A 21,976-nucleotide genomic window follows, 5' to 3' on the forward strand; every position below is an offset into this window, starting at 1 on the left:
GTGTGTTCTGTCAGCGGAAGCTCCTGAAATAGAGCATGCTCAAGCAAGAGATGCCATCGACGGGCCCAGTGATGCTGCGATAGGATGCCGTAAGCGGGCTAGAATAGGTATCCTTTGATGCGAAGTGAGTATCTGCGAGTGGGTCCAATTCGTCAGGGCCAGTATCACCGTTCAATAGTCAGTGCTCAGAAAATGTATTTGATCCTGGGATGGAGTTCATGGATTACACCCAAATTACACAGCAAGAAGAAGAACAGATGCTGGCCACGATTGGTGTGTCCAGTGTAGACGAGCTATTTGAAGCGATACCAGCTTCGATTCGATGCAAGGAGGTCCTTGATCTGCCTCCAGCGCTTTCAGAACTCGAGTTACAGCGTGCGCTTCGAGAGATGGCTGATCACAATAACGGTGCGCATGACATGACTTGTTTCATGGGCGCTGGTGCGTATGACCATTTTTCACCAGTATTGATTGATCAGTTAGTTGGGCGGGGAGAATTTCTGACCGCTTACACGCCGTATCAATCTGAAGCCTCGCAAGGTTCTCTTCAAGCCTTTTTTGAATTTCAAACACAGGTTGCCCGCTTGGCAGGTTTAGACATTGCGAATGCAAGTCTTTACGACGGCGCAACAGCAGCAGCAGAAGCGGTGCTATTGGCGCTCAATGCAACGGGGAAGCGCCGAGTTTTGGTAGCCGATACTGTTCACCCTGATACAAGAACGGTTATTAAGTCATATCTAGGCGACCTTCCGGCTGAATATATTGAATTGCCATCAAGTGATGGACATGTATCTGCTGAGACAGTGCGGTCATATCTGGATAATGACACTGCTGCAGTCATGATCCAATCGCCCAATGTTTGGGGCCTGATTGAAGACTCCAAAGGTTGCTTTGATGCGACGCATGAGCAAGATAAAACGATTGCAGTTGCAGTCTTTAATCCCATCGCATCAGCAATGTTGCACTCGCCCGGGGCTTGTGGAGCCGATATTGCAACCGCTGAAGGGCAGCCACTGGGAGTGCCCTTGAGCTTTGGGGGTCCTTATCTGGGGCTCTTTGCTGCTCGATCAACTTTTCTTCGCAAAATGCCAGGTCGAATCATCGGTCAAACAAAGGATGTTGATGGACGGCGTTGCTTTTGTTTGACGCTTCAGACCCGAGAGCAGCATATTCGCGGAGCCAAAGCAACAAGCAATGTCTGTACGAATCAAGGTTTATTGGCGCTGCGTGCAACGATGTTCATGTCTACGCTTGGAACAAATGGTCTTCGTGAGATGGCGGAGCAGTGTTATCACAAGGCCCACTATCTGGCGAATCAGATTGCCAAGTTGCCAGGCTTTCGTCTTACTTTCGAAGGGCCATTCTTCAATGAGTTCTGTGTGACTTGTCCTGAGAATGTCACCGCGATCGTCGAAGCAGGTAAACGTCGAGGCATACTTGTTGGCGTTGCTCCTAGTGGACGTCGAATGAGTTCGATTGGAAACCCAAACCAACTCATAATAGCCGTTACTGAAAAGAGAACAAAAAAAGAGATGGATTCACTTGTGAATCTTTTTCGTACATTCACTGAAGGCAGTGATAAGGTGACATCATGAGTGCGGAGACTGAGGCAATGGTTCACACTCGAGTCGATGTGAAGACCAGAGGCGAGCGGCCGACAGAGCCACTCATCTTTGAAAAGTCTGTGCCAGGGCAGCGAGGGGTTGACTTGCCACCACTTGATGTGGAGCGAGCAGAAATACCTGATTCTATTCTTGGTGTTGCTCCAGATCTGGCTGAGTTAGGGCAGCGTGATGTCGTGGCACACTTCACGCATCTCTCAGAGCGAAATCTCTCTTTGGATGGAAGCTTTTATCCATTGGGTTCTTGCACGATGAAGCTCAATCCCAGAATTAACGAATGGGCTGCTGCGTTGCCAGGGTTTGCGCAGCTGCATCCCTTGCAAGATGATGACACGATTCAGGGTGCCTTGAGGCTTTTGTATGAAGTTCGTGGTTTCTTGGAGGCGATCTCAGGGCTTGGCGAAGTTTCTGTGCAGCCGGCAGCGGGGGCGCATGGTGAGTACACAGCACTCAAGGTGATGAGAGCCTATTACATTGATATCGGCCAACCTGAACGGACGGTTGTGCTGGCACCAGATAATGCGCATGGCACCAATCCTGCCAGTTGCACAATGTGTGGAGCCAATGTTGCACCAGTGAAAACAAGCGGTGGTTGTACTGATTTAGAAGATCTTGCTCGCGTGATTGAGACGCACGGGGCAGAGAATATTCTCGCCCTCATGATTACCAATCCCAATACGGCAGGTATCTTCGATCATCAAATTGAACAGATCGTGCGTATGGTTCATGACGCTGGGGCTCAGGTCTATCTTGATGGCGCTAACATGAATGCGATCTTAGGCGTGACTCGCCCTGGGGATTTTGGTATTGACTGCATGCACTTCAATACGCACAAAACATTTTCTACACCACATGGTTGCGGTGGTCCTGGTGCAGGTCCGATTGCTGTTGCTGGTCATTTGTCACCTTATCTGCCAGTGCCTCAGATCATGATGACTGATGATGGTTCCTTCTATCTTGATAAAGAGCGGCCTAAGTCAATTGGTAAAGTTCGTAGCTTTATTGGGCAGTTTGGCGTGCTGGTGCGTTGTTGGAGTTATATTTCCGCTTGTGGACCAAATGGGTTGCGGAATGTGTCAGAGAAAGCAGTGCTTAATGCGAATTATGCGGCAGCGCTACTTCTTGATCGTTATGAAATGCCATTCTTTGATCCCGCGGCTCGACAGTTTTGTGCTCATGAGTTTGTGACGGTGCCTGAGACACTCTTAGGCAATGGCATTTCACTCGTCGATATTGCGAAGAGGATGATTGATTTCGGTATTCATCCACCAACGATGCACTGGCCAGTTCATGATTGTCTGATGGTTGAGCCAACTGAGACTGAGTCAAAACAAACGCTCGACCACTTTGCTTCAGTGATGTTGCGAATAGCTGATGAAATCGAGAGATCTCCAGAATCAATGCCTGATGCGCCTCTAGAGTCAATCATACGTAGGGCTGATGAAGTAAGCGCTGCTCGAAAGCCACGTACAGTGCATAGTGACGAGGCGATCTAGGCCTCATCATTCTGTGGTTGTTTTCTTTGGAAACGCGTCAAGTTAGAAGAGTAAGCACATGGGGCGCCAAAAACATTCTCAAAAACGTCGCCGTTCAAGGCGATGGAATATCATTCGCGGCATATTACTTTCGCTTGTGGTGTTTGTTGTGTTTATCTTGTACCCAGTTGTGTACAGCGTACTGCAAGCGATCGAAGCATATGCTCAGGAGCAGATTGAGTTGATAGCTCGAGATAACCTCGGGCCCAAGTTGTCTTTTGATGATCTCGAATATCATTTTCCCTATTCGATTGCGATGATCAATCCCAAGCTGACTTCGGATGATGTCGTGATTATGTCAGCAGATCAGATTGAGATTACGTTGGCGGAAATTCCACGTAGTGGCAAACCCGTGCTCTTGCAGGACGTGATTTTTAGCAGACTCAAAATTCGGATTCAGGAAAATAAAAAAGGTGTCATAGTTGGTTACTCCAACTTTATTGTCGACAATGGACAGCTCTTAGATGATGGTGGATCAACCAAGCCGTCCGATTTCTTGCGCATGCGATCCGTTGACATTAACGATGGAATTTTTGAGTATGCAAATGCGAATGGTCGACTGATGGATCTTGATCAAATTGATCTGGTACTTGATGCCAGTTTAGATGAGAGTCAGCCTGGCCTTTATCGATTTGACTCTTCTGTAAAACGTGCCGGTGTTTTTGAGTTATTGCTCAAAGGCTCGCTTAATTTAGACAGTGGAATAACACGCCTGCGAGAAGTATCTCTCAGTTCAAATATTGCCAAGGGTGAGTACCACGTACTTCCGCCAGGTATCCAAGAGACTCTTGAGGCATGGAAAGTCTATGGCAATTTGACCATTACGCTTTCAGGTATTATCCCACTTAAAGAGTTGAAGGATATTGATCTCGTTTCCAAGGTCTTGCTGGTCAATGCTGGCTTTAGTGTCAAACAATTTTCGTTGCCAGTTGGCCGTTTGGCAATTGAGATGCGATTTCGTGATAACGTCTTTTCGATATCACCTTTGAGAATGAATCTACTAGGTGGCATTCTTGAATTTCGTTCAAGGTTTAATCTCGCGGCGCCGAAACACTTCAGTGCTGAACTGTACATCATGAATATGCTGATTCAAGACGCCTTGAAGTCAGCTGGTAGCAAGGACCCTGAATACGCAGGCACACTTGATCTGTCAGTGATGGCATCGGCAGATGTTGATCACTTCGAATACACCTTGGTCGGCCAGGGTGGTATTTCAGTAGAGCACGGCAAGCTCTTGACGCTTCCTTTGATTGGGCCTCTCTTTAGAAATATTGGAAGCAGTAAGGCATCCGATGGACTGACCGACTCGGCTTCTGCAATGATTAAAATAGGTGGGCTTGGCGTGCAACTTTCGAATGTCCTTTTGTCTGGCGCAGGTCTTGCTGCGCGAGGCCAGGGCGTCATTCTCTTTGATAGCAACCTTGATTTTCGATTCAACGGTGGGCCGCTTGAGGCAGTGGAAAGTTCACTTGGTTCGTTTGGAAGTTTAATGGGTAAGGTCACAGATCGAATTGTGACCTATCGGGTCTCCGGAACGTTTAAGTCACCGGAATTTTTTCCTATTCCATTGGGTATTGGTTCGCCCCGGTTGCCTTCAATTGTGCCTCAGTCTCCCGTCGATGCTAGCCCCAAAGAAAAGGCTGAAGAGGCATCTCATGTTCCACCAGTAAAGACAGAACAATCGAGTGGCGCCAAGGATGGATGATTTTCGGTACAGGGTCGATGGTGAGCAGGGCTTGCTGGGGTGTGAGGATGTCTGTTTAGACCAGTTAGCGGATGATGTTGGCACGCCTGTATACGTGTATTCACAGGCAACACTTGAGGGTCATTTTGATCGATTGGCCAAAGCTTTCACGGCGTTAGATCCGCTGATTTGTTTTTCAGTCAAGAGCTGTTCAAACACATCTGTCTGCCGCGTTCTTACGCAACGCGGGAGTGGGCTTGATCTTGTGAGTGGCGGCGAACTTTATCGAGCCCTTAAGGCTGGTGTAGATCCATCAAAATGTGTCTATGCCGGTGTTGGCAAGAGGCCAGATGAGATCATTGCTGCAATAGAAGCGGGAGTAGGCTGGCTTAATGTTGAGTCAGGCCAAGAATGTGCATTGATTGGAAGACTTGCTGAGCAGGTTGGTAGGCCATGTCAGGCAGCATTGCGGGTCAATCCAGATGTTCAAACAGACACTCACCATCACACTGCAACTGGGCACCGCGGCACAAAGTTTGGTGTCCAGCTTGATCAGGTGGAACAGTTCTTTGAGAGGTATGGTTCTTCGGAATGGTGCAAGCTCTGTGGCATTCATTTACATATTGGGTCGCCGATTTTGGAAGTCGAGCCATATGTGACCGCAGTCAAAAAGGGCTTGGCTTTGATGGATCGTTTGCAATCGCTTGGTTATACCATCGACATGTTTGATCTCGGTGGAGGATTTGGCGCTGATTATGAGTCTGGCCAGGCGCCAGAAGCATCAGTGTATGCAGAAGCGATTGTGCCTTTGCTTGAATCGCGCGTTGCGCAAGGACTTCAGGTGGTATTGGAACCGGGTCGTTCCATTGCGGCCAATGCTGGTGTACTGCTTCTCACGGTGCTCTATGTGAAGGAATCTGATGGTCAGATTTTCTTGATCTGTGATGGTGGTATGAATGTGATGCTCCGCCCCGCGCTTTACGATGCATTCCATTTTGTGTGGCCAACACGAGTTCATAAATCTCAGATTCCGCCGACTCGTTCTCAAGAGGTCCTTGTAGAGGGTCTTTCTCCCGTAAGTGTTGTTGGGCCGATTTGTGAGACCGGTGACATCATTGCGAAGAATCGAGCCTTGCCAAAGGTAAAGGCAGGTGACAGACTGGCGGTGTTTGGATCTGGTGCTTATGGCATGTCGATGGCAAGCCAGTACAACTCACAACCGCTCCCTCCAGAGGTGCTGGTTGTGGGCAAAGAGGCCACTGTCATTCGCCGCCGTGAGACATATGCTGATTTGGTGGCAATGGAAACTTAGAGATTTCGTGCGATGCTCACAGTGTTTGAGCACCACCGTCGATTCATCCAGCCAGTGGTGTCTTGGTTGCGATAAGCCAAAAGACAATCAGCATTGGTATCCATGCCTGTACGCCAGCGACCAGATCATCGACCAGGATGCCCCAACCTTCTGGTAAACGTTGTAGTTGGTTCGCAGGAGGAAGCTTCAGGATGTCGAAAATACGGAAGAGGAAAAAAGCAGCGGCCAGCATGATGATGGTGACTGTCCAATCGAACTGGTAGTAGGGCAGGGCAAGTAAGCAAAGTGACTGTCCGGCAACTTCATCTGCAACGACTGCTCCCGGATCTTTTTGATTGAAGCGTTGTTCGGCCCATCGCCCCCAGATGATGCAGGCAATGCATGCGATAAGACATAAGACGATCAGTGCGCCATTGACGATCCATACGTTTGCATTCGCAAGTAGAAGTACAAATGCCACTATGACAGGAAGTGTGGACCCCCATGTGCCTGACGCGGGGCGCATCAAACCGAGTCCACCAGCAGTTACCGCAAGTAACTTGATTGTGTTCAAGACTGGGGCTCCGTCGGAGTCTCTTGTCTGAGAAGTGGTGAGAGCCCCGTAATATATGGCAGGCCGGACCAGATTGTCACAATGACTGTCAGCCATACGAGTACATTGTTAAACCAAAGCGCCCAGGAGTGATCAGAGGGATGGCAGTTAATCGCAAAGATCATCACGATGGGTATTGTGATTGATTGAAGGATCATCTTTGCTTTGCCTGATACTTTCGAGGGAAAACTAATACCTTTCCCTTCCACAAGTCCTCGAATAGCGGTGACGAGTAATTCGCGGGCAAAGATAACCACCACCATCCAAGGGTAGACACCAGTGGCCATTGAGAAGAACGCGCCCTCGGCATCCATTGTTGGCATCAGAAAGCGAGGGCCAGCCAAATAGACAAATGCGCCCAGAACCAGGATTTTGTCACAGAACGGATCCATGATCCGACCAAAGGTTGAAATCACATTCCACCTTCGTGCCAGTGCGCCGTCTAACGCATCTGTGATGGCAGCTGCCACAAACATGCCGATGGCAATGTTGCCCCAGAACTGTCCGATATCCGGATAACGAAAGATATTGAGGGTGGCAAAAAAGGCAGCGGACAGAACGAGCCTGAGTACTGTGAGGCTGTTGGGAATATGCTGCCGCAGTCCTGGAGCTGGAGATTCGAGGCTGGCATGCTGGGACATAGTCGGGATCGTACACCACACAGTAGATGGTTTGCTATTCAGCCACCCAAAAATGCGGATCTTCTGCCCGGGCCAGAGGGATACTGGGGCGTCCTTGATGCGATGGAAAAGGGGGTCTAGGGCCTGGGATTGTGAAGTTATGCACGATGTCCTTGCCAGAAGCCGGGGTTCTGCGTACCTTGCCCACTGTTATTGGCTTAAAACCTCCCCTGGGCTGCCTGGGCCGGGGCCTCCACCCGCTTGTGATTGCTGCTGCGTCCAGATGAATCCACTTCTTGCTTACCTTGCCTGCCTAGTCGGCAGCATCGCTCTCTACCTTGTTATCAAGCCAGGGAATCGTTCTGTGCGCGCCTTGGGCGTCTTGATTGGTGCCGCCGCCGTTGCATTTCTTTTGGTCGAGTTGGGAAGCACGCTTACTGGTGGAGAGACGCTCAAGAGTAGCTTCTTCTACTACGTAGGCACTGCAGTGGCAATTGGCGGAGCCGTCCGAGTTATTACGCATCCCAAGCCAGTTTTTTCGGCGTTGTATTTTGTCTTAGTTGTGATTGCAACGTCAGAGCTCTTTTTACTCATGGACGCTGAGTTCATGGCCTTTGCATTGATCATTGTCTATGCAGGTGCCATTTTGATTACATATATGTTTGTGCTCATGTTGGCACAGCAATCACCTGATCCGGAGGAAGAAGATACACAGGCTTTCTATGATCGCATACCAAGAGAGCCAGCAGCAGCTTGCCTTGTTGGTTTCATTATGATTGCTTCGCTTGGCAGCATTTTATTTAATGGTCCTGCCGCTTTTCCAGAAGGTCCTGATTCAGAAGTGATTCGAAGGCAGTCATACCATACGCTTGAGCAGTTGCCTCAGTCGCTTCGTGCTTCGATACAAGAAGTCGATCCGGATTTCCCCGTTCAAAATCTGTTAGTGATTTCTGGTTCGGATCACGACTATATTCGTTTTAGAGAAAATGGCCAAGCATATGTGCTCGCCAATTCCCCCAGCGGCCAGTTGGTTTCCGTTGATCTGAATGACGACATGCTGCCCAGCAATACACAAGATATTGGTTGGGCTTTAGTGCATATCTTCCCGGTGAGCCTCGAGCTTGCAGGGATCATTTTGCTTCTTGCCATGTTTGGTGCTGTCGTCCTTTCTCGTCGACAGATTGAAATTGGTGAAGATGAGCTCAAGGCTGCCGCTGGTGATGGATCTGCGACCTCAGGTGGGGGTAGCGGATGATGTTGATGCTTGCTGCAGAAACCTTTGGGCCTCTGGCACTCAATCACTTTATGTTGACAAGTGCTTTGCTCTTCGTCTTAGGACTGGTTGGCTTTCTGGTTCGGCGAAACTTGATTGTCATGTTTCTTTGCACCGAGCTCATGCTGCAGGCTGCTGCAATGGCCATGATTGCTTTTGGGCGTTTTCATCAAAACGCGTCGGGTCAGGTTTTTGTCATCTTCATTCTGACTATTGCGGCTGCTGAGGCAGCGATTGCACTTGCATTAGTCGTTTTGTTGTACCGAAGAAAACACACCCTTAATGCTGAAGCTTGGTCGGAGATCAAAGAGTGAACTCCATGCCATTCACAAACTCAGATCAAACGGCTCAAGCTCAAGAGATGCTCAAGGCGATTGAGCAGGCAGTTTTGCAAGGAGATCATCTTTGGTGGGGTGGTTTCATCTTATGGCTGCCGCTGATTTCCTTGATTCTCTGTGGGGTGTGTTGGTTCCTTCGAGTTAAGAGTAAGTTGCCAGCGCTGATCACAGTGGTCTGCCTTGGCCTTTCTTTTGCAGTCACTGTTGCATTGGCTATTTGTTACAACTCAGATGGTGAGTGGGTAACCATTCGTCTCTTTGAGTGGTTCGATTTGAGCTGGGGCGATGGTGAGAGTTTTATTGCAAACTTCACGCTCTATGTAGATTCTCTAACCCTGTTGTGGATGCTCTTTGTTACTGGAATTGGCACGTTAATTGCCATTTATGCCAGTGAGTACATGGAGCATGATAAAGGGCGCGGGTACAGTCGTTTCTTTGCAGGAATTAGTGTCTTCCTGTTTGCCATGGGCGCTTTGGTCATGGGCGATAACCTGCTGATGCTCTATCTGGGGTGGGAGGGTGTCGGTTTCGCATCTTATTGGCTGATTGGATATTTCTATCAGCGACCTGCAGCAGTGGCAGCGGCAAAAAAGGCATTCATCGTTAACCGTATTGGTGATCTAGGCCTTGCTATTGCCATCTATCTCATCTGGCAAAACTTTGGCACAGTTGAATACACTGTTCTCTGGGAGCACATTGCAACCGGTCAGTATCTAACGGAATCGGCTGGCTGGTCTGCATCAGTCATTCCCTGGTTGTTGATGTTGGCAGCGTTTGGAAAATCGGCTCAATTGCCGCTTTACGTGTGGTTGCCAGACGCAATGGAAGGTCCCACGCCAGTCAGCGCATTAATTCACGCAGCCACCATGGTGACTGCCGGCATCTATCTACTGGCTCGCACATATCCACTGTTTACGTTGGGTTGGGTGCCCGGTGACCCATACCCACTGACGCTGTCTGTGGTCGCGTGGGTTGGTGGTTTGACGGCATTGTTTGCGGCAACGATTGCAATGGCTCAGCATGATATTAAGCGGATCATGGCCTATTCAACTGTTTCGCAATTGGGCTATATGTTCCTGGGACTTGGTGTTCTCACCAGTTATGGCGCCGCTTTTCATGTGTTTACACATGCATTTTTTAAGGCCGCGCTTTTCCTGACTTGTGGCGCGATCATGCATGGCTTTGCAGGGCAGCTTGATTTACGAAAACTCTCGGGATTGATTCATATCAAGGGATGGCGGATTACAGCTCTTGCGATGTTAGTTGGCTGCCTTTGCTTGGCTGGATTCCCATTTACCAGCGGTTACATTTCGAAAGATGCCATTCTTGCTGAAGCCTTCGTTACTTCTGGGCACGGGTTTGAGACCTTGGGATGGATTGCGTTGGTAACAGCATTGCTCACGGCTTACTACACGTTCCGGGTTTGGTTCCGGGTCTGTGCGGGTCCAGTTAGTTATGAACCAGGTGATGAGTTACATGATAATGGTGGTGATGCCTCTCATTTTCATCCTCACGCGCCTCGCATTGCGATCAATTCAGTGTTGGTTGTTATTGCCATTGGCGCCTTGGTTGCAGTGGTTCCATATGCATGGGGCAAGTTCTTCGGTAGTAACTGGGTGGCTGCTGCGGTCGTTGATTCCAGCGCCAGTGAGGGTGTGCCGCAGATGCTCTGGAACCAAGCAGATCAGAGTCTTTACCAAGCAGAATCACATGCCATTGACGAGCACCCAACACTGCTCGGCGGTGATCCACATGTTGTGATGTATGTGCTGTCAGGTGGAATTGCAATACTTGGGATTGCGATCGCCTTTTACTTCCATCTCTGGCGCCGGCAATCAGCTGATCGCCTTCGTAGTATCTTGCGAGGTAATCCCATTACGGGTTGGTTGCCCCGCTGTATGGAACACAAGTGGTATGTAGATGAGTTTTATGACTTTGTGATCCGTACGCCGCTCTGGATCCTGGGCCGTATCTGTGCGTTGTTTGATCGATACATCATCGATATTGCGATCGTCAATGGTGTTGCTTCAATACCACGGTTATGCGGTCGTGTATTGCAGGGCCTACATAATGGTGTACTTCAGTCCTACGCTGTCACCATGGCTGGAGGCGCGGGGCTGATTATTGTGGTTGTCATTTACTTGCCTGATCTTGTTGAGGTCTTCCAGAATTGGATGGGAGGCACCGGATCATGAATATTGCTGTACCCGGTTTACTCATGTTGATTCCACTTGCTGGTGCCATTGCCATATTGTTGGCGCCCGCAGGAAAAGCGAAGTGGGTGGCGACAGCCTTTAGCGCTCTGGTGCTGGGCTACAACATTGTCCTCGCCATTATCTATCCCGCTTGGGGTACGGCTGATTATGGGTTCGCTGCACAGTTTGAATGGTTGACGATGCTGAATATTACATTCAGCTTAGGGATAGATTCTGTCTCGATGTTATTGGTGCTGCTGACGACACTCATGTCGCTGTTGGCGATCATTGGCGCCTTCTCTGACATTAAGACGCGCCGGCGTGAGTTTTATGCCTGGATGTTGTTGCTTGAGGCAGCGATGATTGGCGTGTTTATCTCTCGCGATCTCATCTTGTTTTACATTTGCTTTGAAGTCACGCTCATTCCCATGTTCTTCCTCATTGCAATTTATGGAGGTAAGAATCGCGCGGCCGCGAGCGTTAAGTTCTTCATTTATACCTTTACAGGCTCGCTCTTGGCGTTGGCCGGTTTGCTTTATGTCGCTTGGTCCTATGCGTCTGCTCACAATGGACAATGGAACTTCTCAATTGAAGCGTTGACCACCTATACCGCAGTGAATATGACCGCTCTGGAGCAGGGCTGGATACTGGCAGCATTACTTGCGGGGTTTGCCGTCAAGATTCCAGTATTTCCGGTCCATACATGGCTGCCGCTGGCACATACGGAAGCACCGACAGCAGGCTCGGTCATCTTGGCCGCGATTTTGCTGAAACTGGGTACGTACGGCGTCTATCGTTTTGTGTTACCGATGGTGCCAGAAGGTGTCGTTGCCTGGGCGCCCATCATTGGCATTTTTGCCTTGATTGGAATTCTCTACGCGGCATTGATTTGTTGGGTGCAGTCAGATGTAAAGCGACTGGTCGCTTATTCATCGGTGAGTCACTTGGGATTTTGTGTGCTTGGTTTGATAGCGCTCAATCCAATGGGACTTGATGGTGCTGTTCTCTACATGATTAACCACGGCCTCTCAACAGGGGCGCTCTTCTTGTTAGTTGGAATGATGTACGAGCGGTATCACACACGAGATATGGGTTCAATTGGCGGTCTGGCTCGCATTATGCCGGTTTGGTCTTTCTTTATGGTCTTTTTCGTTCTTGCATCAGTCGGACTTCCCGGACTCAATGGCTTTGTAAGTGAGTTCCTTTGTCTCATTGGTACCTATGCAGCGAACCTAGATGCAGCAGTCTATCCCGGTGTACTTGGTCCTTGGTATGCCGTGATCGCTGTATTGGGCATTGTATTAGCAGCGATGTACTTGTTAATCATGGTTGGCAAGATTGTGTTTGGTCCGCTGAGAACACCGACGCCCCAGCATGACGATTCAGCAGGTTTGTCGCAGGATCTCAATGCACGCGAGATCGGTATCTTGGTTCCATTGGCTGCACTCTGTATTTTTATTGGTGTGCAGCCCAGTTTGTTTACAGATGCAATTGCTGGTTCGGTGGAGTCAACACTCGCTATGTATCCAAAAATCGTTAAGCAGCAACAAATTGCGAAAGAGCGATCGGAGAATCCGGTTGTCTTAATCAATCCGCTTGGCATCGCAGCCCAGTTCGATCAGTTTGAATTGATCCAGCCAGGGGTACAGGGAAGGGAGGACCAAGATGGTTGAAAAGCTATGGCTACTCATTCCTGAAATGATTCTCTTTGGTGGTGTTGTGGTGGTGATGATTCTCGGGCTAAGCCCGAGAAAATATGTGCGTGACAGACTGGCCATTGTCACCAGCCTGTTCTTAGTGGCGGCATTAGTTGTCACGGCACTCATCTATAAGACAGATTCACTGGTTGGTATTGGTTCGGTCATGCCATGGCTCGGGCCGTATGTCAAGATTTTGGTCTGTGCTGTTGGTGTTCTGTTGGCTCTTTTATCAGTCGGCATCATTGATAGACGTTACGAGTCTCGGATTGCTGCGGGCAAAGAACGTTTTGATCCCATGCGCGCAAACCGCGGAGAGTTCTTTGCCTTTTTCCTTCTTAGTTTGATGGGTGTCATGCTGGTTTGCAGTGCCAGCGATCTGATCTGGCTTTTTCTTGCCCTTGAGCTGACTTCGCTGCCAACCTATGTCATGGTGGCCATGAGCCGTGGCTCACGTCGAGCCCAAGAAGGGGCGGTCAAGTACTTTTTCCTTGGTGCCATGTCATCTGCAATCCTTCTCTATGGTTTCGCGCTGCTCTATGGCGCCACTGGCACAATCGTACTTACTGACATGACTTCGGTTCTTAGAAATGAAAATGGAGCACTTGATCTTGCCAGTCAGCCAACCTTAATGCTTGGCATGATTCTGGCAATTCTCGGCATCTGTTTCAAGATCGCGGCAGCGCCACTTCATGTTTATGTTGTAGATGTCTATGACGGCGCCGCGTCTTCAGTGGCAGCCTTCCTTGCTTTTGTTCCGAAAGCGGCAGGGATGCTCGCGCTGATGCTACTGGTGAGCTTGGTGGGTTGGGACGACATGCCGCAGCCCGTTCTGACTACTTTATGGATGATTGCCGTCTTAACAATGACAGTCGGCAATATCGGGGCGCTCTTGCAACGGTCAGTAAAGCGTATGCTCGCTTACTCATCTATTGCACACAGTGGATACATGCTCATAGGAATCATTGCAGGCCCGGCCTATTTTGGACTGAGCGCAGTACTGTTTTATCTTCTTGCATATGCTGTGATGAACACAGGTGCCTTTGCAGTATTGGCATCGTTACAGCGAAATGGAGAAGAGATAGAAACAGTTGATGAACTTGCAGGTTTGCGTGTACGTCATCCGGTGATGGCGGCAGTGATGGCAATCTGCGCGGGTTCTTTACTTGGTGTACCTCCATTGCTGGGATTTTGGGGCAAACTCTATCTCTTTGTTGCGGGTATCTCATCAGGCGAGCTGCTATTGGTGATTATTGCTGGTGTTAATAGTGCGATTAGTGCTTGGTACTACTTGCGACTTGTGGCGCTTCCAATTCTCCTGCAGCCAACAGCCCAGGGGGAGACTGTCGGAAAGGCTTCATCGCCATGGCCTCGACTGGTAGGCGTTGTGACAGCTGCAGCAATTGTTGTGTTACCGATCTTTGCGCCTCAACTCTATCGTGTGAGCGAAGACGCCTCTTTGGTTGTTGAGCCTCGTATTGATGCATCTCGAGAGACCGCTATCAACAAAGATGAAATGATCGTTATAGCTCAGGATGGAAGTTCAGCTTCTGACTAGAGGATTGAGCCGGTTGCTGATCAAGCAGTCGAAGGCGAATCACCTGAAGAAAGATGCTTTGAGGATCTGTTTCGAGCGGCACCGATGGTGGTCTTCTTCTTGCTCGTAGTTTTTGATGATGGCGCTAAAGCCCACTGCAATAAGCATCCCGCCGTGGTAAGAATGAGCCATAGGCCAATAGTCTCAAGCCAATCTTTAGGCGTCGGCGCGTTTGCGAGGTCGCGATAAATCATAATGAGCCAGGAAACTGAAGCCAAGGTGATGGCGGCACCGAATGCCGCGGTAATGAAGGTTGCAGTTATTCTTGGAAGTGCAATTCCCACCAATAAGCCTACGACGAGACCCACCAATACAGTCAGCATGATGCCACCACGGTTTCCAGGCGTAAGCGTTGGCCACCAGGCCGTCACGCTATCGAGAATCTTCGTGAGTGGTGAGCTATGAGAGGTGAGGTTTGAGCTACCTTCGAGTTGCCCATCGAGTGAAGTGGAGAGCGAGATATTGGTGGTTTGGACTTCCGTGGACATCACCACTGAGCTGGTTGTTTCAGGCGGCGAGCCGAGTCGAGTGTCTGATGCGTTGGAGATAGAAAAAGCAATCGGTCCGACCAGGGCCAAGATAATCGCAAGACAAGCCGGGACGATCGCTCGTTGGGCCATGACGAGAATGCCACCCACAACAATGGCACCTACCAAGCCAGGAGCCCAGATGGGTAGGGTGCTATCGAGGTGCCCCGCCAACCAAGAGCCCAGGGCATAGCCAAGCGCTGCGCCCAAGGCCAGGAGCAGGACAGTAAGAAGTTGCCTTCCCACGACAAGCATCATGATGCCACCGATGAGAATCAATACGGCAAGCAGCGTAGAGGGAGTGGGAAATTCGGCCCATAGGGCCATAAGGAGTTCCTGAGCAGTCATCAGCGTCCTCTTTGGGGATCCTTGCCCTCTAGGGGTCGACGAGGGGCCTGTGATTCACGATGATGGCGATTCGCAGTACGGCTGTCCCCTCTTACCTGACCTACCATCGACCATGACGACACCTCCACCACACATCGATCCACCAGATTCTGATGCTGAGCCTCCTTCAGGGGCTCACAAAGCAACGAGGCAGGAGAACCCCTCAGATGAGCTCGATGAACTCCGGTCCAAGATTGACCAGCTAGATACATCAATCATTGAGCTGTTGAGCGAGCGGGCCCAGGTTGTCGTTAACATTGGCAAGCAAAAGCAGTCAGATCATGTGCCAATTTATGCGCCTCATCGAGAGCATGCGGTTCTTAAGAAGGTCCTTGCGAATAACCCTGGTCCGTTATCTGATCGCACCATCGAAGCTATTTATCGCGAGTTGATGTCGGGCAGTTTTTCTTTAGAACAGCCATTGCGTGTGGCCTACCTTGGGCCACCAGGCACCTTCAGTCATGTTGCAGCTGTTGGCCACTTCGGATCGTCAGTTTCTTTTATCGATCATGATGACATTGATAATGTTTTCAAGGCAGTTGCTTCTGGTCAGTGTGATTATGGTCTTGCGCCATATGAAAACACAATTGGTGGAGGCATTACTGACACCCTTGATGCGCTACAGACACATGAGGTCTCAATTTATGCAGAATCTATGATTGAGGTGGTGTTGTGTTTGTTATGTAATGGTGCTCCAGATCAGATCCGCCAAATCGCTTCGAAACCTCAAGCCATATCACAGTGTCGTCAATGGCTGGCAGCACATTATTCTCGTGTTGATCGTATTGAAACAGCATCAACTGCGGCAGCGGTCAAAGCTGCGGCGGTCGACTCTAGCTGCGCTGCCGTCGGGTCAGCATTGGCAGGGGATATTTATGGTGTGAAGTCGATCTTTGAATGTATTCAGGACAAAGTGAATAACGTGACTCGCTTTCTTATTCTCAGTAGAGAAGCGGCGAGGCCGAGCGGTGAGGATAAAACCACGCTCATGTTCGTAACGGCCCATAAGCCCGGAGCACTGGTCGATGTACTGGGCGTCTTCCGAGATGCGGGTATCAACCTAAGTCATATTGACAAGCGGCCGAGTGGACGTGTTAACTGGGAATGGACCTTTTTTGTTGATTTAGAAGGGCATCGTGAAGATGCGAAGGTTGCAGAAGCGATCAAGGCTGCAGAAGTCTTCTGTGTATCACTGCGTGTCCTTGGATCTTACCCACGAGCCGAGTACAGCTTGACAAAATGAGAATTGTAAACGGTAGAACAATGCCCATCGTTGTTAGAAAAGAGAGCAGATTTGAAGCCACAATCGTTACTCATGAAAACCGGCGTTCTCCTTGCAATCTGTGGTTTGCAAATGGTTACAGTGTCAGCTCAGGAAATAACGGAAGACTTAAATGAGCATCAAACTGATGACAAAAAAACCGTGAAACATACAAACAGACTTGCGAATGAGTCGAGTCCATACTTGCTGCAGCACGCACATAATCCTGTTGACTGGTATCCATGGGGGCCAGAAGCATTTGAGGCAGCACGCCGAGAAAACAAGCCGATCTTTCTGAGTATCGGATACTCAACGTGCTATTGGTGCCATGTGATGGAGCGAGAGAGTTTTGAGAATGAAGAAGTGGCGGCGATACTGAACGAGAACTTTATTCCGATTAAGGTAGATCGTGAAGAGCGACCTGATGTTGATGATATTTATATGACGTCAGTGCAATTGATAACAGGTAGTGGCGGTTGGCCACTTAATGTCTTTCTTGAGCCAACGAGCCTCAAGCCCTTTGTTGGCGGCACTTACTTTCCACCAGAAGATCATCTTGGTCGTCCTGGTTTTAAGACGGTCCTGAATCAAGTGTCTGGTTTCTGGAAAAGTCAGCGGCCTCAAGTGACGGCGCAGGCAGATAAGCTTGCTGAGATGGTCTCGCACCAACTCTCACAGCCAATCCAGTCACAGCAAGTGACTTCGACGCAGGTAGAGCAGGCGGTTGGTCAGTTGCTGACTCAATATGATCAGCAAGATGGTGGTTATGTCAGTAATCCTAGCAAGGCGCCTAAGTTTCCAATGCCTGGGCATGTTGATTTTCTTTTAGAAGCAGGTTGGAATCTTGGGCCTGTACAAGATTCTGTGAAGAAGACATTGACGCGGATGGCAACAGGTGGCATGTACGATCAAGTTGGTGGAGGTTTTCACAGATACAGCACCGATGCAAAGTGGCTGGTCCCTCACTTTGAGAAGATGATCTATGACAATGGACAGTTAGCATCTACGTATGCCCGAGCCTATGAAGAAACCAAAAATCCTTATTACGCGCAAATTGTCCAAGAGACACTCGACTACGTTATTCGTGAGATGACATCCCCTACAGGTGGTTTCTACAGTGCTCAAGATGCCGAAGTTGATGCACGCGAGGGCGGAAGCTATCTCTGGACACCTGAGGAGATGGAACAAGCCCTTCGCGATGCAGAGCTGAGTGATGACGTCGAATTTGCATTGGCAGTGTATGGATTAGACAAGGGAACGAACTTTCAAGATCCACATCATGAATCAGATCCCCCAAGCAATGTCCTTTATCTGTCGGATGATCCAACCAAGGTCGCTCGGCGTATGGGAATGTCTCTGGAGGACTTTAATGATCGACGTCGACGCGTGAATGCAGCACTGCTGGTTGCTCGTGATAAGCGGAAGCAACCAATGACTGATGACAAGACACTGGCTGGTTGGAATGGACTCATGATCGCCGGGTTCGCCGATGGTGGCCGGGTCCTTAAAGAACAGCAGTACATTGATGCAGCGAGTTCGGCAGGCAATGATGTGCTTTCAAATATGCGAGCAGCAGATGGTGGTCTTTTGCGCGTTCGTCGTGGCGAAAATGCAAGGGTTGATGCATTTCTTGAGGACTACGCATTTCTCATGAAGGGGCTATTGGCTCTGTATGAGGCCACAGGCGATCCGATGTGGCTCGACGAAGCCAAGGTGCTGGCTCAGCAAGCCCACGATCAATTCTGGGATGATTCGCAGGGTGGTTACTTCGACACGCTGCCTGGCCAGAGTGACTTATTTGTCAGAGCTCGATCTTCATACGATGGCGCGGTGCCCAGCGGTAATTCTGTCATGGTGAGTAACTTGCTCGACTTGTATGAGTTGACCAATGATGCAAGATACCTTTCTGATGCGAGCCGCACACTTGAATCGATCTCACCAATGATCAGTCAAAATCCTGTCAGTACCATCGTGGCAACCACGGCGCTTAATCGCTTTGTGGAAGAGTATCCGGATGAAATTGGACAGCCCTTTATTCTCTCGCCGGGTAATACCAATGCGGTAAGAATGAAAGTGTCTCCAGAAACGATACATCTTGAAAGTGGCGGCTCGGCCACCGTAACTGTGACGCTTCGAATTGCTGATGGTCATCACTTGAATTCCAATCAGCCTGGTAATGAGTTTGCAATTCCGCTCGAAGTCAAATTGGTTGGCGGTGAAGGGGTAACCGCGCAGATGATGTATCCTCAAGGAAAAAGATTTTCTGGGCCGGACGGTGTTGTGAATGTGCATAGCGGAACGATTAGTGTGCCTGTTCAGCTTCTGCGAACTGGCGCCATGCGTGGTGCGCCGAAACTAATGGTTACTTACCAGGTTTGTAATGACAAGATGTGTCTTATGCCAGAAACAAAAACGGCACCAGTTTCTATTAAAGCTAAGTAGTAGGAAGCGTCTGACTGATGAGTAAGAAAAAGCGGATTCGTCTGATCCTGACGGGCGGTACCATTGAGAAAACATATGACGAGCTTTCTGGCTCACTATCAAATCGTGTGAGCGTGTTGGATTACATGCTCAGTCAGTTGCAATTAGAGGGTGTCTCTTTGGATCGGCTCAGTCTGATGAATAAGGACAGCCGAGATATGACTGAAGAGGATCACGAGATGATTGCTGAGGCGGCTATTGGTGCCACGGCCTCCTATGATGGTGTGGTGGTGCTTCATGGGACAGACCGACTGGCACATACGGGTGAGCGGATTGCCGTCGATTCTTCCATGCTCAAAAAACCGGTCGTTCTTACTGGTGCCATGCGACCTTGGATCCTTCGCAATACAGATGCCCGTCAGAACCTCACTGAGGCTCTTTTAGCAGTCATGCTTCTCGATCCGGGGGTCTATGTGGCTATGCACAATAATGTGCTCCAGTTTCCAGGGGTGGTGAAGGACCGGGAACGGGGCCGGTTTGTCCGCAGCACTTGACGAATCGAGCTACATGCCCACAATCGGGGCATGTTCCTGAAATGTCGGGCATCCTCACTGGAGGATCCGCACAGATGAGCCAGAAGACTGGAAACCAATAATGCCATCCCCCCAAGACACTGGCCCAGATAATCAAACGCCTTTTATTCCTGCGAGCAAGAATGTCCTTGAGATTTCTATCAAGGCACTGATTCTTGGCATCGTTCTAGCAGTTGTTCTTTCTGGTGCCAATGCATATCTCGGTCTCTTTGCAGGCATGACTGTGTCGGCATCGATTCCAGCAGCCATTATTTCGATGGCGTTACTACGAATGTTCAAGCGTCGTAGTGTTTTGGAGAACAACATTGTTCAAACAGGGGCTTCTGCAGGCGAGTCTCTTGCTGCGGGTGTCGTGTTTACTTTTCCTGCCCTGGTTCTCATGGGAGCCTGGACTGACTTCAATTACTGGGAAACCACAATCATTGCCGCGTTAGGCGGTTTGTTGGGTGTTCTCTTTACGGTGCCATTACGGCGTGCACTGATTGTCGACAAGCCGTTGAAGTTTCCTGAAGGTGTCGCAACCGCTGAACTTCTTAAGACCGGCGAAAAAGTCTCTGCTGGTGCGGCATGGAGCATTGTTCTTGGCACCTTGATTGGCGCTCTGTTTAAGCTGGGCGCCACCGGTTTTCACCTTTGGTCGGAAACGGTTGAAACAGCCAAGCGTGTCGGCGGAACGTTGACTGACGGTGTCACTGCAAAAGCAACGAGTTTGACCGGTGGATCTATTGTCTTCTTTGGGGCCAGCCTGTCCCCGGCCTTGATTGGTGTTGGCTATATCGTCGGTCTGAATATTGCACTCTTAGTGTGCATTGGTGGCGCTTTAAACTGGTATGTGGCAATTCCGGTCATGGCCAGTGATATGGAGTGGCCTACGTATGAGGTGAGTACCTACGAAGAATGGAGGCATTGGTCGGGTTCGGCGATCGCTGGCCAGGTCTTGACGGCCGCGAAGGGTGATGTGGTTGGTGTTGCTCTCGTGAATGCTCCCATTCCAGGCTTTGCCCTTACATCGGAGCCACAGTGGTTTGATTTTCCGGTTCATCCGGGATCAGATCAGGCTGGGCAAGCGGTCAGTGCTGATAAATGGGCCAATACGATCTGGTCTTCTCGAACGCGCTACCTTGGTGTCGGTGCGATGGTCATTGGAGGATTGTGGGCGCTGATACGACTCTGGCGGAGTTTAATCCGTGGTGTGATGTCCGGGGTGGAATCGTACCGAGAGGTGCGCAGAAACGGTTCTACAACGGTCAAGCGTACCGAGCGTGATACGCCAATGCAGTGGATCATGATTGCGCTCTTGGTTTCTGTGATACCGATTTACTTCATTTTTGTACTTGTGACCAATGGCTTGTGGGGAATCTCCGCCTTCATGGCGATCATTATGCTGATCGCAGGCTTCTTGTTCTCAGCGGTGGCGGCCTATATGGCAGGGCTTGTGGGTTCTTCCAATAATCCTATTTCGGGCGTGACTATTGCAACGTTACTCTTTGCATCGCTTCTGCTCTTAGCCGTTGGGATGGTTGGAAGTGATGGTGCCCGCGCTGCCGTTTTGATTGCAGCGGTTGTTTGCTGTGCTGCCGCTATTGGCGGCGATAATATGCAAGACCTGAAGGCGGGCCATATTCTTGGCGCTACGCCTTGGAAGCTGCAGATTATGCAATTTGTCGGGGTGCTTGCTGCGGCCTTCTTTATGGCGCCCATCCTCAATCTACTTTTGAAAGCCTATGGCATTGGCGATATCACTGTTCCGGGACAGGAACCGTTGGCCGCTCCACAGGCATCACTTATGCAATCGGTTGCCCAAGGTGTGTTCGAAGGCGGCCTTCCATGGAATATCATCTTTATGGGCATGGTGCTTGCAGCCATTGTTATTGCCCTCGATCTTCTTTGTGAATGGCGTAACTTCCGATTCCGTCTGCCGGTACTCGCCGTTGCGGTCGGCGTCTATCTGCCAGTAGAACTGTCAATTCCAATGCTTGCTGGAGGTTTGATCTCGGCCGCAGTCCATCCACGATTGCCAGATGAAGGTGATGAAATGGAAGGTGAGATGAAGGCCAACCTCATGGATATGCGCCAAAGCGGTGAGCGCAACGGACTTCTGTTTGCGGCGGGTTTGATCACAGGTGAAGCGCTGCTGGGCATCATTTTGGCCATACCAATCGTGATCTATAAAGGGAATCCGTTGGACCTCACCGCAATGGGTGGGACAGCAGCAGATGCATTCCCGCTCGACTGGATTGGTATCGTGTTGTTTGTACTGATTATGATCATGCTTGTGCGTGTCGCGACAAGAGGTCTTTGGGCGAAGAAATAATTGAGTTT

General features: G+C 49.8%; 16 protein-coding genes. 13 read left to right on the forward strand and 3 right to left on the reverse strand.

The genetic code is table 11. From position 1 onward, the window contains the following. The first annotated feature begins 218 nt into the window (after positions 1 to 218). The 4 genes from gcvPA to lysA are packed head-to-tail and all read left to right on the forward strand — an operon-like array spanning position 219 to position 6,153. Positions 219 to 1,595, forward strand: a complete 1,377-nt coding sequence (gene gcvPA / locus P8J86_12260) for an aminomethyl-transferring glycine dehydrogenase subunit GcvPA (GenBank protein MDG2055465.1) — start codon at positions 219 to 221, stop codon at positions 1,593 to 1,595. Beyond that, a complete protein-coding gene (gene gcvPB / locus P8J86_12265) occupies positions 1,592 to 3,118 on the forward strand; it encodes an aminomethyl-transferring glycine dehydrogenase subunit GcvPB (protein MDG2055466.1) in 1,527 nt (508 codons plus the stop codon). The genes gcvPA and gcvPB overlap by 4 nt, the downstream gene beginning before the upstream one ends. A gap of 58 nt (positions 3,119 to 3,176) precedes the next feature. Continuing rightward, positions 3,177 to 4,862, forward strand: a complete 1,686-nt coding sequence (locus P8J86_12270; GenBank protein ID MDG2055467.1) for a hypothetical protein — start codon at positions 3,177 to 3,179, stop codon at positions 4,860 to 4,862. Beyond that, complete coding sequence (lysA, locus tag P8J86_12275) at positions 4,855 to 6,153, forward strand: diaminopimelate decarboxylase (GenBank protein MDG2055468.1); 1,299 nt, start codon at positions 4,855 to 4,857, stop codon at positions 6,151 to 6,153. The genes P8J86_12270 and lysA overlap by 8 nt, the downstream gene beginning before the upstream one ends. Before the next feature lie 43 nt (positions 6,154 to 6,196). Here lysA and P8J86_12280 read toward each other — a convergent pair whose 3' ends face one another. After that, positions 6,197 to 6,706, reverse strand: coding sequence for a phosphatidylglycerophosphatase A (locus tag P8J86_12280; GenBank protein ID MDG2055469.1), 510 nt, complete (start codon positions 6,704 to 6,706; stop codon positions 6,197 to 6,199). Continuing rightward, a complete protein-coding gene (locus P8J86_12285; GenBank protein ID MDG2055470.1) occupies positions 6,703 to 7,386 on the reverse strand; it encodes a CDP-alcohol phosphatidyltransferase family protein in 684 nt (227 codons plus the stop codon). Before P8J86_12285 ends, P8J86_12280 begins: the two co-directional genes overlap by 4 nt. A 262-nt stretch (positions 7,387 to 7,648) precedes the next feature. Between P8J86_12285 and P8J86_12290 the strand changes: the two genes are divergently transcribed. Genes P8J86_12290 through P8J86_12310 form a run of 5 tightly spaced genes read left to right on the forward strand, consistent with a single transcriptional unit; the run spans position 7,649 to position 14,426 of the window. Next, a complete protein-coding gene (locus tag P8J86_12290) occupies positions 7,649 to 8,620 on the forward strand; it encodes an NADH-quinone oxidoreductase subunit J (protein MDG2055471.1) in 972 nt (323 codons plus the stop codon). Next, positions 8,617 to 8,952: an NADH-quinone oxidoreductase subunit NuoK gene (nuoK, locus tag P8J86_12295; protein MDG2055472.1), complete on the forward strand. Its 336-nt coding sequence runs from the start codon at positions 8,617 to 8,619 to the stop codon at positions 8,950 to 8,952. The genes P8J86_12290 and nuoK overlap by 4 nt, the downstream gene beginning before the upstream one ends. Before the next feature lie 5 nt (positions 8,953 to 8,957). Further along, positions 8,958 to 11,171 carry an NADH-quinone oxidoreductase subunit L gene (nuoL, locus tag P8J86_12300; GenBank protein MDG2055473.1) on the forward strand — a complete coding sequence of 738 codons (2,214 nt, stop codon included), beginning with the start codon at positions 8,958 to 8,960 and terminating at the stop codon, positions 11,169 to 11,171. Next, positions 11,168 to 12,844, forward strand: a complete 1,677-nt coding sequence (locus P8J86_12305; protein MDG2055474.1) for an NADH-quinone oxidoreductase subunit M — start codon at positions 11,168 to 11,170, stop codon at positions 12,842 to 12,844. The genes nuoL and P8J86_12305 overlap by 4 nt, the downstream gene beginning before the upstream one ends. Continuing rightward, the gene (locus P8J86_12310) at positions 12,837 to 14,426 is read left to right on the forward strand and encodes an NADH-quinone oxidoreductase subunit N (GenBank protein MDG2055475.1); all 1,590 of its coding nucleotides are present in this window, start codon (positions 12,837 to 12,839) and stop codon (positions 14,424 to 14,426) included. The genes P8J86_12305 and P8J86_12310 overlap by 8 nt, the downstream gene beginning before the upstream one ends. A 20-nt stretch (positions 14,427 to 14,446) precedes the next feature. Here the strand turns inward: P8J86_12310 and P8J86_12315 are convergent, their stop codons facing one another. Continuing rightward, positions 14,447 to 15,340, reverse strand: a complete 894-nt coding sequence (locus tag P8J86_12315) for a hypothetical protein (protein MDG2055476.1) — start codon at positions 15,338 to 15,340, stop codon at positions 14,447 to 14,449. Positions 15,341 to 15,389: 49 nt separating this feature from the next. Here P8J86_12315 and pheA point away from each other — a divergent pair, with 49 nt between their 5' ends. The 4 genes from pheA (at position 15,390) to P8J86_12335 (ending at position 21,968) form a co-directional block, all read left to right on the forward strand. Beyond that, on the forward strand, positions 15,390 to 16,622 hold the full coding sequence (gene pheA, locus P8J86_12320; protein ID MDG2055477.1) for a prephenate dehydratase: 1,233 nt from the start codon (positions 15,390 to 15,392) through the stop codon (positions 16,620 to 16,622). Positions 16,623 to 16,673: 51 nt separating this feature from the next. Continuing rightward, positions 16,674 to 19,082 carry a DUF255 domain-containing protein gene (locus tag P8J86_12325; GenBank protein MDG2055478.1) on the forward strand — a complete coding sequence of 803 codons (2,409 nt, stop codon included), beginning with the start codon at positions 16,674 to 16,676 and terminating at the stop codon, positions 19,080 to 19,082. A 17-nt stretch (positions 19,083 to 19,099) separates the two neighbouring features. Further along, a complete protein-coding gene (locus P8J86_12330; protein MDG2055479.1) occupies positions 19,100 to 19,615 on the forward strand; it encodes an asparaginase in 516 nt (171 codons plus the stop codon). Positions 19,616 to 19,715: 100 nt separating this feature from the next. Further along, entirely contained in the window at positions 19,716 to 21,968 is a 2,253-nt protein-coding gene (locus P8J86_12335; protein MDG2055480.1) for an oligopeptide transporter, OPT family, read from the forward strand. The last annotated feature ends 8 nt before the right edge of the window (positions 21,969 to 21,976 follow it).

Source organism: Phycisphaerales bacterium, from assembly GCA_029268515.1.
Taxonomy (GTDB): Bacteria; Planctomycetota; Phycisphaerae; order Phycisphaerales; family SM1A02; genus JAQWNP01.

Bases quoted from the DNA above. Each gene is read 5' to 3' on its own strand.
- P8J86_12315 (MDG2055476.1), bottom strand. From the start codon at position 15,340: ATGACTGCTCAGGAACTCCTTATGGCCCTATGGGCCGAATTTCCCACT.
- gcvPA (MDG2055465.1), top strand. From the start codon at position 219: ATGGATTACACCCAAATTACACAGCAAGAAGAAGAACAGATGCTGGCC.
- P8J86_12290 (MDG2055471.1), top strand. From the start codon at position 7,649: ATGAATCCACTTCTTGCTTACCTTGCCTGCCTAGTCGGCAGCATCGCT.
- P8J86_12270 (MDG2055467.1), top strand. From the start codon at position 3,177: ATGGGGCGCCAAAAACATTCTCAAAAACGTCGCCGTTCAAGGCGATGG.
- nuoL (MDG2055473.1), top strand. From the start codon at position 8,958: ATGCCATTCACAAACTCAGATCAAACGGCTCAAGCTCAAGAGATGCTC.
- P8J86_12310 (MDG2055475.1), top strand. From the start codon at position 12,837: ATGGTTGAAAAGCTATGGCTACTCATTCCTGAAATGATTCTCTTTGGT.
- nuoK (MDG2055472.1), top strand. From the start codon at position 8,617: ATGATGTTGATGCTTGCTGCAGAAACCTTTGGGCCTCTGGCACTCAAT.
- gcvPB (MDG2055466.1), top strand. From the start codon at position 1,592: ATGAGTGCGGAGACTGAGGCAATGGTTCACACTCGAGTCGATGTGAAG.
- P8J86_12305 (MDG2055474.1), top strand. From the start codon at position 11,168: ATGAATATTGCTGTACCCGGTTTACTCATGTTGATTCCACTTGCTGGT.
- P8J86_12335 (MDG2055480.1), top strand. From the start codon at position 19,716: ATGCCATCCCCCCAAGACACTGGCCCAGATAATCAAACGCCTTTTATT.
- P8J86_12330 (MDG2055479.1), top strand. From the start codon at position 19,100: ATGAGTAAGAAAAAGCGGATTCGTCTGATCCTGACGGGCGGTACCATT.
- lysA (MDG2055468.1), top strand. From the start codon at position 4,855: ATGGATGATTTTCGGTACAGGGTCGATGGTGAGCAGGGCTTGCTGGGG.
- P8J86_12285 (MDG2055470.1), bottom strand. From the start codon at position 7,386: ATGTCCCAGCATGCCAGCCTCGAATCTCCAGCTCCAGGACTGCGGCAG.